13 protein-coding genes are annotated in these 16,022 nt (G+C 59.0%); 12 read left to right on the plus strand and 1 reads right to left on the minus strand.

Annotated elements, in window-relative coordinates:
- Window positions 1–61 precede the first annotated feature (61 nt).
- The 10 genes from C1H69_RS04565 to C1H69_RS04610 all read left to right on the plus strand — a co-directional run bounded on the left by C1H69_RS04565 (window position 62) and on the right by C1H69_RS04610 (window position 11,737).
- A complete protein-coding gene (locus C1H69_RS04565; RefSeq protein ID WP_102652225.1) occupies window positions 62–2,305 on the plus strand; it encodes a polysaccharide biosynthesis tyrosine autokinase in 2,244 nt (747 codons plus the stop codon).
- A 180-nt stretch (window positions 2,306–2,485) separates the two neighbouring features.
- Window positions 2,486–3,733: a hypothetical protein gene (locus C1H69_RS04570; protein WP_102652226.1), complete on the plus strand. Its 1,248-nt coding sequence runs from the start codon at window positions 2,486–2,488 to the stop codon at window positions 3,731–3,733.
- 69 nt (window positions 3,734–3,802) lie between these two features.
- On the plus strand, window positions 3,803–4,747 hold the full coding sequence (locus tag C1H69_RS04575; RefSeq protein ID WP_102652227.1) for a glycosyltransferase family 2 protein: 945 nt from the start codon (window positions 3,803–3,805) through the stop codon (window positions 4,745–4,747).
- Window positions 4,748–4,782: 35 nt separating this feature from the next.
- A complete protein-coding gene (locus C1H69_RS04580; protein ID WP_102652228.1) occupies window positions 4,783–5,952 on the plus strand; it encodes a glycosyltransferase in 1,170 nt (389 codons plus the stop codon).
- Window positions 5,949–7,076 (plus strand): glycosyltransferase family 4 protein, encoded by a 1,128-nt coding sequence (locus C1H69_RS04585; RefSeq protein ID WP_102652229.1) that lies wholly within the window; start codon window positions 5,949–5,951, stop codon window positions 7,074–7,076. Before C1H69_RS04580 ends, C1H69_RS04585 begins: the two co-directional genes overlap by 4 nt.
- A complete protein-coding gene (locus tag C1H69_RS04590) occupies window positions 7,073–7,699 on the plus strand; it encodes a sugar transferase (protein ID WP_102652230.1) in 627 nt (208 codons plus the stop codon). Before C1H69_RS04585 ends, C1H69_RS04590 begins: the two co-directional genes overlap by 4 nt.
- A complete protein-coding gene (locus C1H69_RS04595) occupies window positions 7,689–8,654 on the plus strand; it encodes an ATP-grasp domain-containing protein (RefSeq protein WP_102652231.1) in 966 nt (321 codons plus the stop codon). Before C1H69_RS04590 ends, C1H69_RS04595 begins: the two co-directional genes overlap by 11 nt.
- A gap of 35 nt (window positions 8,655–8,689) precedes the next feature.
- On the plus strand, window positions 8,690–9,901 hold the full coding sequence (locus C1H69_RS04600) for a DegT/DnrJ/EryC1/StrS family aminotransferase (RefSeq protein ID WP_102652232.1): 1,212 nt from the start codon (window positions 8,690–8,692) through the stop codon (window positions 9,899–9,901).
- 65 nt (window positions 9,902–9,966) lie between these two features.
- Entirely contained in the window at window positions 9,967–10,920 is a 954-nt protein-coding gene (locus tag C1H69_RS04605; RefSeq protein WP_102652233.1) for an ATP-grasp fold amidoligase family protein, read from the plus strand.
- Between the two features lie 139 nt (window positions 10,921–11,059).
- Complete coding sequence (locus C1H69_RS04610) at window positions 11,060–11,737, plus strand: acetyltransferase (protein WP_102652234.1); 678 nt, start codon at window positions 11,060–11,062, stop codon at window positions 11,735–11,737.
- Between the two features lie 29 nt (window positions 11,738–11,766).
- On the opposite strand, the gene C1H69_RS04615 is transcribed toward C1H69_RS04610, so the two are convergent.
- A complete protein-coding gene (locus C1H69_RS04615) occupies window positions 11,767–13,890 on the minus strand; it encodes a polysaccharide biosynthesis protein (protein ID WP_102652235.1) in 2,124 nt (707 codons plus the stop codon).
- A gap of 355 nt (window positions 13,891–14,245) precedes the next feature.
- Between C1H69_RS04615 and C1H69_RS04620 the strand changes: the two genes are divergently transcribed.
- Together C1H69_RS04620 and C1H69_RS04625 are read left to right on the plus strand one after the other, a co-directional pair.
- On the plus strand, window positions 14,246–14,686 hold the full coding sequence (locus tag C1H69_RS04620; protein WP_102652236.1) for a low molecular weight protein-tyrosine-phosphatase: 441 nt from the start codon (window positions 14,246–14,248) through the stop codon (window positions 14,684–14,686).
- A 35-nt stretch (window positions 14,687–14,721) separates the two neighbouring features.
- Window positions 14,722–15,486: an ElyC/SanA/YdcF family protein gene (locus tag C1H69_RS04625; protein WP_102652237.1), complete on the plus strand. Its 765-nt coding sequence runs from the start codon at window positions 14,722–14,724 to the stop codon at window positions 15,484–15,486.
- Window positions 15,487–16,022 lie beyond the last annotated feature (536 nt).

The raw sequence follows: 16,022 nt of genomic DNA on the forward strand, positions 1-16,022 counted from the left end.
TCACTCCTTGGTTCCGCTTGCCAGCGTGATGTTTACCTACCCTTCCAGGGATGAGGTCAAGATGACGAGCTTGAATGCGAACAGAAGTATCGTACAGCCGGGAAGGGACGCATCCTCCTCTCCCCGCGTGTCGCTACCCCACGACGAGAATATCGATCTGGGGCGCATGATCGGCCTACTGATGGACAACAAGTGGAAGATCTTCTTCCTGACCCTGCTGTTCGGGTTGGGTGGCGCGGTCTATTCGCTGCTGGCGACTCCCTTATACCAGGGGGATGCGCTGGTCCAGGTCGAGAATACGGGAACGAGAACAGGCGCCGACCAGATTGCCGCCATGCTCCTGCAAGAGGAGCCAAGGACGGCGGCACAGAGGGAGATACTGAGCTCCCGGATGATCATGGGCCGGGCGGCAATGCGACAGAAGCTGGACATCTCCGTATCGCCCGAGACACTGCCGGTGATCGGTGGAGCCATCATTCGTCACCATATCCCGCGACCCGAGTTTGCCCTGGGTCGTCCCGAGATATGGGGAGGGGAGAGCGTGTTCATAGACTCCCTCGCCGTTGAGTCCGAGCTGCTGAACCTGCCCCTAACCCTGGAGGTCACCGAGGGTGGTGGTTATCGACTGCTCGGGTTAGAGGAGGAGGTCCTGCTGACCGGCCGCCCGGGCGAGAGGGTAATGTCCCATGATCCCTGGATCGAGATTCGCGTGAGCGAGCTGCTAGCCCCTCCTGGGGCTCGGTTCACGGTGGTCAAGCGCAGTGAGCAGTCTGCCATCAGGTACCTGAGGAATCGTTTCAACGTCCTGCAGCGTGGGGAAGGCGACTCGGGCATGCTGCAGCTCGTTCTGACCGGCACCGACCGCGCCGAGGTGGAGTCCTCGCTGAACGCCATTGCAGAGGTCTATCTGTCCCAAAACATCGCTCGCCAGGCTGCGGAAGCGGAAAACAGTCTCGAGTTTCTTGACCAGCAACTGCCCAGCGTGCAGGAACAGCTGGTCCAGGCCGAGAATCACTTGAACGCCTACCGTATGGAGCACGAAAGCGTCGACCTTACCCAGGAGACGCAGAATGTGTTGTCCAGCGTGCTGGATATCGAAAGCCGCCTTAATGACCTGGAGATGCAGGAGAAGGAGCTCGCTCGTCGCTTCACGCCGAACCATCCCGTATACGCTGCACTACTGGCCCAGAAGGCGCAGCTCCAGCGCGAGCGTGCCAACCTGGATGAGCGCACCAGCAGCCTGCCTGAGACCCAGCAGCAGGTCCTTCGCATGACCCGCGACGTCGAGGTGACCCAGCAGATCTATGTCCAACTGCTCAACCGAATGCAGGAACTGAACATTGCCAAGGCAGCCACGGTAGGTAACGTGCGCATCATCGATTTCGCGGTGGTAGCGCCTGGCCAGATCAAGCCCAGGTCCGCCTTGATAGTCATCGTCGCCATGATGGTGGGGCTGTTGTTGACGGTCTGTATCATCCTGCTGCGCAACATTCTCAACAAGGGGGTCGAGAATGCCGAGCAGTTGGAAGACCTCGGCCTACCGGTCTATGCCACGGTGCCACGCTCCGATGATCAGATGAAACTCGTCAAGAGAATCAAGCATCGCAAGGACAAGATCAGCAAGCATGCCATCGGTAGCTTTCTGGCCCGGCGCTATCCGACAGACATGGCCATCGAGTCGATCAGGGGACTGCGTACCAGCCTGCACTTTGCCATGATGGACGCTCCCAACAATGCCATCATGATCACTGGGCCGAGTCCGGGTATCGGCAAGAGCTTCCTCTCGGCCAACTTGGCCTATGTCTGTGCCCAGGGTGGACAACGGGTGTTGATCATCGATGCCGACATGCGCAAGGGCAACCTGCATCATATCTTCAGCGACGAGGCCCAGGGCGGACTCTCCGAGGCGATATCCGGGCAGATCTCGCTGGAAGATGCGATCCATATTTCCGATGTGCCCCACCTCGACTACATGACCCGTGGCATGGCGCCCCCCAATCCTACCGAGTTGCTCATGGGGCAAAGCTTCGCCAATCTGATCGAGCGTGCATGCGCGGACTATGATCTGGTCCTTATCGACACGCCGCCGATCCTGGCTGTAACCGATGCGTCCTTGATCGGGAAGCTGGTGGGCACCACGCTGCTCGTTGCGCGCTTTGGGGTCAATCCTCTGCGTGAGATCAAGATCGCGACCCGACGCCTGGAAAACACCGGCATCCCGGTGAAAGGTTACATCCTCAATGCCATCGAGAAGACCGCTGCGATCAGCTACGGATACGGTTACTACAGTTATTCCTACAAGTAACCCAAGATTCCCCGGCTGGCACCGTCAGCCGGGGGATGATGAAGCGTTCGACTCTCATTCGGTTAATCGGCAATCGCTCAGCGAAGGTAGGAAACCGTGAGATACCAGACTCGCACAGAAGACGTCGGCAGTTTTCGAGGCCTCCGTTACATACATGGAGTCACCTTCTTCAATATAAGCATGCTGACGCTTTTTCTGTATCTCTATCTGTTGTCCCCCTATTTTGACCTTCGTGTCATGGTGCTGCATGGGGGCGTTTTGTCCATCCTATTGTTTCTACTGGTCAACTTGCGACTTGTCGTCAAGGCGTTGCAACAGGAATCTCTGATTCTGATCTATATAATCTTCTGCCTGTATTGCCTGTATAACCTGGTCATGATCACGATCTACTCGGAGGCCTTCACCACGAGCTTCCTGACGTACATGATCCAGGTGTGTTTTTATCTACTGACGGGGTTTGTCCTGGCCCAGTACCTGATGCAGAAGGCACTTGATGTGGATCAGGTGATTACCCTTTGTTTCAAGCTGGTCTCTTTTGTCGTACTCGTGAATGCCATGGTTATCATACTGGAATATCAATTTCCTCCGTTCAGGCATCTTGTGGAGTCCATGCTCTACCAGCCGGAAGACGCCAATATTAATTACCTGACTCGTGAGTATCGCCTTCGGGGAATCGCCTCGGGGGGGGCGGCCAATCTGTCCCTGCTTCATGGTACCGTGTTGATCATTCTCCAGGCGCTCTATATCAAGAAGAAAATTGGTCTGCTCTATACCCTGGTGGCTTCCGTGGCTATCTTTACTTCGCTGCTGTTCATAGGCCGCACCGGTATTCTGTTGGCTTTTATCGGCATTGTGATGTTTCATCTGCTAAATCTCATGATGGCGAGAGAAAAGCTGTCCTTCCACCGCATACTTCTCTATTTTATAGTCGCATCTGTTGTTCTTGTCGCTCCTCCGGTCTTTGCCATCTTGTTCCCGGAGAACGTGCTTGCCTACTCAATTAATTTCTTCTACCAAGGCATGGAGGGGATTCAGCAGGAGGGCACCACCAGGACCGTCGCCAGGATGTTCGAGATACCCGACATCTGGACGAAGCTGATATTTGGTGTAGGCGCCCATTGGGGGGACTTCACGCTACAGGGGCGTGTGGATGCGGGTTACATGAAAATGTTGACGGCCTTGGGCATCCCTATTGCTGTTAGTTTCTACCTTTTCTACGCCTATTTGGCCAGGTATCTCTTGATGATTACACACTACAAGAGCATCTGGATCGTGTTGATGGTCGTCATGTTCATCGCCGAGATCAAGGAGCCATTTATCTTCAAGGGGTATTCGGCGCGAATGATCTGGATGATGATTGGTATTGGAGTCTGTTACTCCTTCTGCTCTCCTTATTATACTAATGAGAGGGTGCCAGAAGCACAATGAGGCTTTCGTTTTCCTGGATGTTGAACATTCAAAAAGCGAGTTTTCTCTCAAGGATGTGTGGAGATTGCTATGCGCCCAACAGTTACCGTCGTGATTCCTGTCTATAACAAGGCGAAATATGTTGGCAGAGCCATCCAGTCTGTGCTCGATCAGACCTATTCGGTTCTGGAGTTGTTGATTGTCGATGATGCCTCTACGGATGAGAGCATGAAGAAGGTGGCGGCATTCGATGATCCACGTATCAGGGTGCTCAGTAGAACCAAGTCTGGCCCGGGAGGCTATGCTGCCCGGAACCTCGGCATCAGGCATGCAGCAGGAGACTGGATTGGGTTTCTGGATGCCGACGATTTCTGGTTTCCTGAACATATTGAGCATGCTATGGGGGTTGCGAGAGTATTTCCTGATGTTCCAATCATCTCCGCAGGCCGTATCGATCAGGTCGGTACTGAACAGAAGTTGGACCCATTTTCCGAGCGCTTCATGCCGGAGGGGACACAGGTTCTCTATCTTGCCGATTATCTGCAGTACGCATGTAAAGGAATGCGTTGCATACAAACCAATACGATACTGCTGAAAAGGGCGGCTCTGTTCAGTTACTTGGTCTTTCCGGAAGGGCGCGCCAACCGCTCCGGTGATCTATTTGCTTGGGTTCAGCTCATGGCGAAGCTGAAGTGTATGGTCTGGTCGCCCCATGTCGCTGCGATTTCCTATCGTGATGTCGTCGGTGTTTCCAGAACGGCTATACCTTCGATACACCTTTTTCGTCAGATGGTCGATGAGTTCGGACCTTACGAAAATGACAAGGATGAAAGGTGGTTGAAAAGCTATGCCAACAAGATGATCAAATATGCTTGGCTGGAAGCAAGGAAGAAGAGGGTGGCTTTGCCCATGTTACTGCTTCCAAGATCATTTTACTGGATGAGCGATGTGCCTTATTGCTTGAAGTGGACCCTTATTTCTCTGGTTCCCTTCGGCATTCTGGAGTGGATGAAACAGGGTTTCCAGACGGACTAAAGCGCGCTGGTGGACACCAAAGCCGAGGCTCATAGATGCATATTGTGCATGTCATTACCAGCCTGTTTCCCGGGGGAGCCCAGTCTGCTCTGTGCCGGCTCTGCATGAGCGACTCAAGCAACCGGCATACCGTCATTACCATGATCGGCGGCGGGGACCTCGAGGAGCCACTGCGCCGACACGGGGTGATGGTCGAGTCGCTGGGGTTTTCCCGTCAGGCAGGACTGCTGTCCGGGGGAGTGGCGCTCTGGCGGTGCCTGAGACGCTACGAGCCCGATCTCGTCCAGACCTGGATGTATCACCCTGACCTGATCGGTGGGGTCTGTGCGCGCCTGGCCGGCATCCGCCACGTGTGCTGGGGCATCCGACATACTGCCCTGGAAGCTGGGCGCAGCTCTCGCTCATCGATTCTCGCGGCCAAGCTCTGCGCGAGACTCTCCGGCCTGGTGCCCAAGCGTATCGTCTGCTGTGCCAACGAAGCGGCCAGGCTGCATGCGGCTCTCGGCTATCAAGCCGACAAGATGGTGGTGATCGCCAATGGCTATGACCTCTCCGACTTTCGCCCCTATGAACATCGGGACGTGCTGGCACACAGGAAGGCACTGCTGGGATCTGACGCTGCACGCCCCATCCTGGGCATGGTCGGCCGGTTCAATGCCCAGAAGGATCATGAAAATCTCCTGAGGGCGCTCACTGAGGTCAAGTCCCGCGGCCACGACTTCCTGTGCCTGCTGGTAGGGGCCGATCTCGACGAGGGGAATGCCACCCTGGTTGGCTGGATCCACGAACTGGGACTGACTGCCGATACCCGCCTGCTGGGACTTCGATCGGATATTCCCGAGATAATGAACTGCCTGGACCTGCATGTCCTCTCCAGCGCCTTCGGTGAAGCCTTTCCCAATGTGATCGCCGAAGCCATGGCCTGTGGTACGCCCTGCGTGGGGACCGATGTCGGTGACACTTCTCTCATTATCGGTGAAACGGGTTGGGTCGTGCCTCCGCGCGATGCCATGGCATTGGCGGATGCGATCCAGGCTGCACTGGTGGAACGCGAAACCCTTCTCAGGGGCTGGGTCGAGCGTCGCCTCGGTTGTGCAGAGCGAATACGGAGTCACTTCACCATCGACCGAATGGTGGCGTCATACAACGAAGTTTGGGTCGGTTGTCTGGGTGTCGCGGATACAATGGAAAGGGGACGTCCATGAAATTTCTCATCATCGCCGGTGCGCCGGGATCATTGATCAGATTCCGTGGTCACCTTATCTCGGACTTGATCGAACAGGGGCTGACGGTGCATGCCGCAGGCCCCGATCTTCCGCCGGACAGCGAGATCCGTGCCCTGCTGGAACAGAAGGGGGCACATGTCCATGAGATCTACCTCAAGCGTGCCGGCATGAATCTCGTGGATGACCTTCGCACCCTGGTCGATTTGGCACAGCTCATGCGCCGGGTCAGGCCCGACTACGTGCTTGGCTACACCGTCAAACCAGTGATCTTCGGTACCCTGGCCGGTGCCCTGGCGGGGTGCCCGCAGCGCTTCGCCTTGATCACCGGGCTGGGCTACGCCTTTTCGGAATACAGTGAGAACCATAGGCAGTGCCTGGTAGGCGGCATCGTGACCCGTCTCTATCGCCAGTCGCTGCGGCATGCTCACAAGGTCTTCTTCCAGAACCCTGATGACCAGACGCTGTTTCGGCAACTGGGCGTGTTGAACGGCACCACCCCCTCGGTGGTGGTCAACGGTTCCGGCGTCGATATCGAGCATTACGCTCCGCGTGACTATCCCGGCCGTGTCACCTTCGTGCTGATTTCCCGATTGCTGATCGACAAGGGCGTCAGGGAATACGTCGAGGCCGCCTATCGTCTCAAGGAAGCATTTCCCGAGGCGACTTTCCTGCTGGTAGGAGGCTTGGACAACACTACCAGATCGATCACTCTTCAGGAGCTGGACAGATGGGTGGCGGACGAGGTTATCACCTATCTCGGCAAGCTCGATGACGTGCGAGAGGCGCTGGCGACAGCCAGCGTGTTCGTACTGCCCACCTTCTATCGTGAGGGGATCCCTCGCACCATCCTCGAGGCCTTGGCCATGGGGCGTCCGGTTATCACCACCAATACGCCAGGCTGCCGGGAGACCGTCGTGGATGGGGAAAACGGTTATCTGGTGCCACCACGGGATACGGACCGACTGGCCAGTGCCATGCGCAAGTTTCTCGAGGACCCTGAGCTGACGGTAGGCATGGGCAAGCGTGCGCGAGAAGCAGCCCTGACGAAGTACGATGTTCGGCTGGTCAATGCCGCCATGCTCAAGGAGATGGGGATATCATGATCAAACGATTCTTCGATCTCCTCGTCGCCACGGGCCTGCTGATTGTGCTGGCCCCGCTGCTCCTGGTGGTGGCCCTGCTGGTCCGCAGGAAACTTGGTGCACCGGTGCTCTTTACCCAGCAGCGTCCGGGCTTGCATGGCAAGCCGTTTCAGATGATCAAGTTTCGCACCATGCTGGATATGCGTGACCAACATGGCCAGTTATTACCCTCGGAACAGCGCCTGACACCGTTCGGAAAGTTCTTGCGTTCAACCAGCCTGGACGAGTTGCCCGAACTCTGGAACGTCCTCAGGGGGGACATGAGTCTGGTGGGACCGCGGCCGCTGCTGATGGACTACTTGCCGCTCTATACCCCCGAGCAGTTCCGGCGTCATGAGGTGCGTCCCGGTATCACCGGCTGGGCACAGGTCAACGGTCGCAATGCCCTCACCTGGGAGGATAAGTTTCGTCTCGATGTCTGGTACGTCGATAACGCGACACTCGTCACGGACATGAAGATCCTGCTGCTCACGGTCAGGAAGGTCCTTGGGCGAGACGGCATCGTGGCAGATGGCCACACCATCACGCCGCGCTTTCGCGGCAACCTTTCCTCCAGGGATGCGGCTCAGCACCATGAACACTAATATACTGATTCTCTCGGCCGGTCGGCGGGTGGAACTGCTCGAGGCGTTCCGCATGGCGCTTCACGAACGCGCTCCCGGAGCCCGGATCCTGGCCGCCGATATCGGCACCTCCCTCTCGGCGGCTTGCCACGTGGCCGATCAGAGCTTTACGGTCCCGCGCATAGGGGCACCGGATTATATCGATGCGCTGCTCTCGCTGTGTCGGGAGCAGAAAGTGGGCATGATCATTCCCACCATCGACACGGAACTGTTGATACTTTCTCATCACCGTGGCCACTTCATTCGGTTGGGTGTCGCACCGATCGTCGCCGATGAAACGCTGATCGAAGCCTGTCGTGACAAGCGTCTCACCGCCAAGCTTTTTACGTCACTGACGATCGCTACCCCGGCCATCTACCCCCGCGATGCCTTGGTCTTTCCCTGCTTCTGCAAGCCTTATGATGGCAGCAGTGGCCTGGGGGCAACCGTGGTTTCGGGTCCCCATTCCCTTACCGAGGAAATGCTCGACAACGAGAAGAACATCTTCATGGAGTTGATCGATGAGGGTTACCAGGAGTACACCGTCGATGTCTACTATGATCGTTGCGGTCAACTGCGTTGCCTGGTACCTCGCCAGCGGCTCGAAGTGCGCGCCGGCGAGGTGAGCAAGTGCATCACCCGACGTGGATTCGTCCACGATTACCTGGCGGAGCGTTTGCCGCACCTGAAGGGGGCACGTGGCTGCATTACCGTCCAGTTGTTCTACAACCACCATACGCAAGACATCAAGGCGCTGGAGATCAACCCGCGCTTCGGCGGAGGCTTTCCTCTCGCTGACGCCGCCGGTGCCCACTATCCGGCGTGGCTGATCGATGAATATTTCCTGGGGCATGACATCGACTTCTACGACAGCTGGGATGCGAATCTCATGATGCTGCGCTATGACGCCAAGGTGCTGGTTCGGCCAGGTCGGTAGGTCGACGGCACGCCTGACCACAGGAGGGCAATGCAATGCTGAATACTCCTTTCTCTCCCTGGCCGTCCTTCACGCGGGAAGAGGCCCGGGCCGTGGAAGAGGTCCTGTTGTCCAATCGGGTCAACTACTGGACCGGCTCCCAAGGACGTGACTTCGAGCGGGAATTTGCTGCGGCCATGGGCTCCGAGTACGCCATTGCGGTGAGCAATGGCACCGTGGCCCTGGAGCTGGCCCTGCGTGGCCTGGGAATCGGTCCGGGCGATGAGGTGATCGTCACACCACGGACCTTTCTGGCTTCCGCTTCCTGCATCGCCGCGGTGGGGGCGACCCCCGTGTTTGCCGATGTCGACCGTAACTCCCAGAACATCACGGTGGCAAGCGTGGCTGCGGTGATTACCCCGGCCACCCGCGCCATCATTGCCGTGCACCTGGCGGGGTGGCCCTGCGAGATGGCGGGCCTGATGGCACTGTCGCGCAATGGCATCCACATCATCGAGGATTGCGCCCAAGCCCATGGTGCCCGCTACCGGGGGCAGGGTGTAGGCACCATCGGCAAGGTCGGCTGCTGGTCCTTCTGTCAGGACAAGATAATGACCACCGGTGGGGAAGGTGGCATGGTCACCACCAACGATCCCGATCTCTGGCAGCGCATGTGGGCCTACAAGGACCACGGCAAGAGCTGGCAGGCCATCCACGAACAATCGCATCCCTCTGGCTTCCGTTGGCTGCACCACTCCCTGGGGACCAACTGGCGGATGACCGAGATGCAGGCCGCCATCGGCAGGATTCAACTGCGCCGACTGCCGGAGTGGTCAGTGGCACGGCGTGGCAATGCTGGGCGGATCTGGGAGGCAGCCAGGGAGTGCCCCGGGCTGCGCGTGCCGACGATACCTGAGCACATCGATCATGCCGCCTACAAGTGCTATGTCTTTGTGGAACCACAGGCTCTCAAGGAGGGCTGGAGCCGTGATCGCATCATCCAGGAAGTCACAACACGGGGAGTGCCCTGTTATAGCGGCTCCTGCTCGGAGGTCTATCTGGAGAAGGCTTTCGACGATACTGGCCGGCGACCGGAGAGCCGGCTGCCGGTGGCCCGCGAGCTGGGCGAGACCAGTCTGATGTTCCTGTGCCATCCCACCTTGACCGAGGCCGAGATCGATACCACCTGCCGCGTCCTCGAGGAGGTCATGGGTGAGGGGCTCCGTCGTTCCGTCGCTAAGGGAGGCGAGCGTCCGGCTCCACCATGAGCATGCCGTCCCCGGAAGCTGGGTTGACTTCTGATCTTGATGCATTTGGCTGAAGAGGGGGGAATATGGGTAAAAATAAAGGCAGCTTATTGGAAAAACTGAGGAAGCCATGTCGATTGACGTGGCGGTACATCTTGAGTGGGGTGTATAAGGTATCCCCTGTGACTGCCACGAGGCTCCTTTGCTTTCAGAAGACGGGGAAGATTATCGATATAAAGAACCCCCGGGACTTTAACGAGAAGCTGCAGTGGTTGAATCTCTACTGGGATGACCCTCTACGTTCCGTATGTGCCGACAAGCACCGGGTGCGTGAGTATGCCGAGCGTCAGGGCTGTGCCAGGATACTCAAGAAGCTGATAGCGGTGTATGACTCGGTGGATGATATTGCCTGGTCCGATCTTCCGGGCAAGTTTGCATTAAAATGTACGCATGGCTGTGGGTATAATATTGTGCCTGCCGACAAGGAGACGCTCGATCAAGAAGAGGTCAAGGCAAAGCTGAGGAAATGGATGGGGGAAAGGTTTGGCAGAAAGAATCTGGAATTTCATTACGACAAGATAACCCCCAGGATTATCTTGGAAGAATATATCGAGGGTGAAGGTGGAGACCTTCCCCGTGACTACAATGTATATTGTTTCAATGGAGTGGCCAGGATAGTGGAAGTTTGGACGGAAAAGGAGGGCGAGGAGTGGCAAGATATCTTCGATCTTGATTGGCAACGACTCGATATCGGTTGCAAGAAATCTTTCGAACGCCCGGTTGAACGGCCTGGTTGCCTTGATGAAATGATCCGCTATGCTCAACTGCTTGCAAGTCCATTTCCCTTCGTCAGGGTGGATTTCTATGAGAAGAATGGTGAGCCAATATTGGCTGAAATGACCTTTACGCCGGGTGCCAATATGTCGATTGATTATTACACTCCCTATGGGTTGGAATACCTCGGTAACATGCTGGAGTTACCGAACAAGAACGCTACAGCCGAGCTTGGGGGCCAACCTCGCCCAAGGATGTGGTATTGAGGTCACACCAGCCGACCTCATGTCTCGCCCCTGCTTGCGGTTCCGGGGCGTTAACCCAAGCATCAACAAACTGTCATCCTGAGTGGTTAGCATTGTTCTTGGACCCCCCCTCGTAACCTCGCAAGGTAGGGCACCCTCCATGAGCATGCTGGCCATACTGGGAGCGGGTGGACACGGAAAGGTCGTGGCGGATTGCGCCGAACTCCAGGGATGGGAGACGGTACATTTCTATGATGATGCCTGGCCCGATCGGGTGACGACGGAGCACTGGCCGATACAAGGTGATGGGCGCCATCTCATCCGGAATCTGCGCCACTATGGCGGGGTCTTCGTCGCCATCGGTGACAATCGCCGGCGCTGTAGCTGGCTGCAGGCGCTGGCGGCTCAAGGGGCACCCATCGTCAGCCTGATCCATCCTGCTGCCATGGTCAGCCGCTACGCCGAGCTGGGCACGGGAACCCTGGCGGTGGCTGGCTGCATTGTCAATGCCTTCGCGCGGTGCGGGGAAGGGGGCATCATCAATACCGGCGCCACTGTCGGCCATGACTGCCTGCTGGGACAGGGCGTGCACGTGGCACCCGGGGCTAACCTCGCCGGTCAGGTGGTGGTAGGGGCCCATACCTGGATAGGTATCGGCGCCAAGGTGATCCAGTGCGTGACAATCGGCAAGGAGGTATTCATCGGCGCCGGAGCCACGGTCATAGGGTCGGTGAGGGATGGTGAGACGGTGGTGGGGACTCCTGCCAGGCCGTTGCGTGACACTTCCGACGCCAATGGTGGGGAGCTACCCCCAACCCTGGCGGCCTCAGCCACCTGACGACGATCCTGGCGGAACCGATCCACGTATCACCCGATATCGGTCTCGGTTTCACCCCTTGGTGGACGAGATTGGTGGGGGCTACCACCATCCCTGGCGGCATCAATCCCCCCGTAGCCCTTGGCGTCGATCCTGACAGGCTGGCCTTTTGACGAAGGTGTTGGTGGGTGGGCCGGGGCCAGCATCAGCACGGTGCCGTCCCGAGTGGCCTGTGACGGATAATAATGGGAGGCAATGGAGACCTTGTGCCGGGTGGCGGCTGGAGCCTCGAGCCACTCCAGGTCGACGATATCGCCCAGCGGCGCATAGTCTGTGGGGGCCTCCATCAGCAATTGGCGGATTCTCTTGTGCTGACGCATCTGCAGCGCCTGTTGAAGGCGGTGCAAATAGGCCTCCAGGCGTGCCCATGGCCAGTAGGTCTCCTTGGCGGACATGATGCGAGGATGCTTCGTGTCGACTACGTCCTCGCCGATCAGCAACTCCTCGTAGAGCTTCTCCCCCGGACGCAGGCCGGTGAAGCGGATCTCGATGTCCCCTTGGGGATTCTCTTTGTTGCGCACTTCCAGGCCCGAGAGGCGGATCATCTCGGCGGCCAGGTCGGCGATCTTCACCGGCGCGCCCATGTCCAGCACGAAGACATCGCCACCGGTACCCATGGCCCCCGCCTGGATGACGAGCTGCGCGGCCTCGGGAATGATCATGAAGTAGCGGGTGACCTCGGAATGGGTCACCGTCACGGGGCCACCGCGGGCGATCTGGGCGTGGAACAGCGGCACTACCGAGCCGGAGGAGCCCAGCACGTTGCCGAATCGCACCATGGTGAAGCGGGTGGTCGATTGTCGCTCGGCCAAGGCCTGGCAGCAGAGCTCGGCCAGCCGCTTGGTGGCGCCCATCACATTGGTTGGGCGAACCGCCTTGTCGGTCGAGACCAGGACGAAGGTTCCCACCCCACAAGCGATTGCCGCCTGAGCCGTGGCCAGCGTGCCGAAGACGTTGTTGAGGATGCCCGGGATGCTGTTGTATTCCACCAGGGGCACGTGCTTGTAGGCGGCGGCGTGGTAGATGGTGTCCACCCCGAACACTTGCATCACGCTGTCGAGGCGTTCGCGATCCTGCACCGAGCCCAACAGCGCCTTCACCGACACGGCCAGCCGCTGCTCTTCGACCCGCTGCTGTAATTCGTGCTCGATGGCATAGAGCGAATATTCGTTGACCTCGTAGAGCAGCAGTTGAGTTGGTCCCTGTTGCAGCACCTGACGGCACAGCTCAGACCCGATGGAGCCACCGGCGCCGGTTACCATCACTACCTTGCCGCGGATGTTGGCGTCCATCAGCGCCCGGTTGGGTGGGACCGGGTCGCGGCCCAGCAGGTCTTCCACGGTGACGTCGCGGATCTCGTTGAGCTGCGCCCGGCCGTCGATGACGTCCTCGATGCTTGGCAGGGTCTGCACCGGGATCTGCAATGGCTTCAACATCCGCAGGATTACCTGGCGGCGCGCCCGCGTGGCGCTGGGAATGGCCAGCAGGATGCGGTTGACCCCGTAATTCGCTACCAGCCGAGGCAGGGCGTTGGGGCCGTATACCTTCAGCCCCTCCACGCAGGTACCGTCCATGCCGCGCCAGTCATCGATGAAGGCCACCGGGATGTACTCCGAGCCCTGGTCCAGCGAGCGCACCAACTGGGAGCCCGCCGAGCCGGCTCCGTACACGATCACCCGGGTCTTGTAGCGCAGCTGGCTGTGCATGTGCATTGCGCGAAGCATGAAACGCACCCCGCCTAAGCTGAGTATCGCCAGCATGGCGTAGATCAGGCAGGTCGAGCGAGGCAGAAAGACCGAGAATTGAGCCGCGCCCAGCAGCAGCAAGCCTGTAGAGGAGGCAATACCAATCACCAGCGACTGCAGGGCCCGGACGTTCACGTAGCGGATCACGCTGCGGTAGAAGCCCAGGCGCACGAAGATACCCAGGCTGATCGGTAACACGGCCAGCCACAGTGACCAGGTGGCCGTCGACGTCAGGGAGGCCCAGCTCTCCAGGCGCAGCCACTGGGCCAGGAAGAAGCTGGCCGTTAGCAGCACGGCATCCACGGATAGTTGAATCAGGCGTTTCTGCCAGCGGGGCAAGCGGAACAAGCTCTTGAGCAGTGCCAACATGCAGGATGCCTCGCCGTACGATTGTTAAGTAATGATGCAAAGGATACGTTTTGTTTCCATGGCGGCCCAGATGATTTTCCTGAACGAAAGTGACGAAGAAATCTGACCTATTTCACGAAAATGGCTAGCCAAAAAACGTCATGAAAGCAGAAGAATACTCGTGCCGAAAATCGGGAAAATCTCATATATTGACCCGGGCGAAGGGGAGAGGGCATGCCATCGCAGCCACAGGATCGCTACCTCGTGCTGTTGCCACCCGAGCCGGTTCAGGCATCTCGCCGATAGGGCAAGACAAGCGTCGAAGGCTCGGGTATCTTCGAGGGCCGTCATCCGGAATATCAACGAATCATTCATCATGTTCAAACGCATACTGGTGCTGTGCACCGGCAATATCTGTCGCAGTCCGGTGGCCGCTGCCATGCTGGCGGCTCGCCTGCCCGGCAAGCGGATCGAGAGCGCGGGGCTCGGCGCCGTGGAGGGCCAGGGTGTGGAGCCCAAGGCGCACGCCCTGGCAGAGGCCGACGGCCTGGACGTCAGCGGCCATGTGGCTCGGCAGGTCACCGTGGAGATCCTGCAGGACGCTGACCTGGTACTGGTGATGTCCGACGGCCAGCGCCTGGCCGTCGGGCAGATGGCCCCGGCGGTGCGGGGCAAGACGATGCTCTTCGGCCGCTGGCTCGACAGGGGGCAGGGCTGCGAGATTCCCGATCCCTTCCGTAAGAGCGAGGAAGCCTTCCAGCAGGTCCACCGGTTGCTGACCGAGGCTGCCGACAGCTGGGTAGGCAAGCTTGGCTGAATCCTATACCGGAGTCTCAACCGTCTTTCTGCCTCATGTATGACTTGTTGAAGGCACTGGCTGCCCAGTTACTGATGCCCCTGCCGGTTGCCCTGGGACTGCTTGCGCTGGGTCTATTGGCGGCTTGGCGGGGGCGTCGTCGCCTGGGGCTAGGGGCTGTCGTCGCGGCACTGGCGGTGCTCTGGTTGTCCAGTTGGGCACCGTTGGCCGATCGGTTGCTTGCGCCACTGGAGGCACGCTATCCCGCCATGCCTGACCTGCCGGAAGGCGAGGACGTGGCGGGTATCGTGGTGCTGGGTGGAGGCTGGGCGGGTGAGATGCCCTGGACGAGCACCGGCCGGCTGGGAGAAAGCTCGGCCATGCGCCTGATGGAAGGGGTGCGGCTATGGCATCAGCAGCCGTCGCTGCCGCTGGTGGTCACCGGGGCGAGTCGACGCCCTGATGCGCCACCGGTGGCCCAAGGCTATGCCCAGGCCGCGCGTGAGCTGGGCGTGGCGGAGGACCGGTTGCGGGTACTGGATACACCGACCGACACCGGTCTCGAGGCACGGTCCGTTCGCGAGGCGCTGGGGGAGGGGGCACGAGTGGTACTGGTTACCTCGGCCTCGCACATGCCACGGGCGATGCACCACTTCCAGCGCGCCGGGTTGATGCCCGTCGCGGCACCCACCCACTTCCTGGCGATGCGTCAGGAACGCGAGAGCCTCGGTTACTGGGTACCCTCGGCGACTCATCTGCACAAGACCGAGCGGGTGATACATGAGTTACTGGGCCAGCTGGCGGCGACCCTGGAGCACTGAATCCCATTTGGTTGCTTGACTGGTCGGGCAACGCCTACCTGGGTGTCTTGGGCTGTTTGGGCAGGGGCAGGGCGTGATGCATGGGGCCTGCGCCCGTCGGTGAGCCGGCACGACCCACTGCACAGCGACCTCATCGATACGGCCGCGCGCCGTGACGCTGGGGTCACTCACCTTGATGGCGCTGTACGGGGTGCCGGCATGGTTGTTCGCCCGCCACTTGCGCGGAAGCCGGGATGCTCAAACCAGAATTCTAGCCCTCTCGGGGCTAATGATCTGCTTCGCATTCGTCTATTTCGGACTGACACAATCCATGCTCCGTGACACGAGGGGATTGAGCGGTTACCTGGGCCTGACTGTGGCATGCTGGATGTTACTGAAGACACATTTGTTCACGGTTTGGTTGCAAAGTCATGCTGCGGGAAGAGCAGACCATGAATCTCTTGATCACTGTCATGGCCGGCTTCATTGGCCACGCCGTTGCCTGGCCAATTGACGCCCAGGACCGCGGCTCCTGCATCAGGACGAACAGGAGGTAG

It is taken from the genome of Billgrantia endophytica, assembly GCF_002879615.1.
Lineage (GTDB): Bacteria > Pseudomonadota > Gammaproteobacteria > Pseudomonadales > Halomonadaceae > Halomonas > Halomonas endophytica.

What these genes read in the sequence shown, in the direction of transcription:
- C1H69_RS04590 (WP_102652230.1), top strand. Translation starts at nt 7,073, where the DNA reads ATGATCAAACGATTCTTCGATCTCCTCGTCGCCACGGGCCTGCTGATT.
- C1H69_RS04585 (WP_102652229.1), top strand. Translation starts at nt 5,949, where the DNA reads ATGAAATTTCTCATCATCGCCGGTGCGCCGGGATCATTGATCAGATTC.
- C1H69_RS04580 (WP_102652228.1), top strand. Translation starts at nt 4,783, where the DNA reads ATGCATATTGTGCATGTCATTACCAGCCTGTTTCCCGGGGGAGCCCAG.
- C1H69_RS04605 (WP_102652233.1), top strand. Translation starts at nt 9,967, where the DNA reads ATGGGTAAAAATAAAGGCAGCTTATTGGAAAAACTGAGGAAGCCATGT.
- C1H69_RS04570 (WP_102652226.1), top strand. Translation starts at nt 2,486, where the DNA reads ATGCTGACGCTTTTTCTGTATCTCTATCTGTTGTCCCCCTATTTTGAC.
- C1H69_RS04610 (WP_102652234.1), top strand. Translation starts at nt 11,060, where the DNA reads ATGAGCATGCTGGCCATACTGGGAGCGGGTGGACACGGAAAGGTCGTG.
- C1H69_RS04575 (WP_102652227.1), top strand. Translation starts at nt 3,803, where the DNA reads ATGCGCCCAACAGTTACCGTCGTGATTCCTGTCTATAACAAGGCGAAA.
- C1H69_RS04565 (WP_102652225.1), top strand. Translation starts at nt 62, where the DNA reads ATGACGAGCTTGAATGCGAACAGAAGTATCGTACAGCCGGGAAGGGAC.
- C1H69_RS04625 (WP_102652237.1), top strand. Translation starts at nt 14,722, where the DNA reads ATGTATGACTTGTTGAAGGCACTGGCTGCCCAGTTACTGATGCCCCTG.
- C1H69_RS04615 (WP_102652235.1), bottom strand. Translation starts at nt 13,890, where the DNA reads ATGTTGGCACTGCTCAAGAGCTTGTTCCGCTTGCCCCGCTGGCAGAAA.
- C1H69_RS04595 (WP_102652231.1), top strand. Translation starts at nt 7,689, where the DNA reads ATGAACACTAATATACTGATTCTCTCGGCCGGTCGGCGGGTGGAACTG.
- C1H69_RS04600 (WP_102652232.1), top strand. Translation starts at nt 8,690, where the DNA reads ATGCTGAATACTCCTTTCTCTCCCTGGCCGTCCTTCACGCGGGAAGAG.
- C1H69_RS04620 (WP_102652236.1), top strand. Translation starts at nt 14,246, where the DNA reads ATGTTCAAACGCATACTGGTGCTGTGCACCGGCAATATCTGTCGCAGT.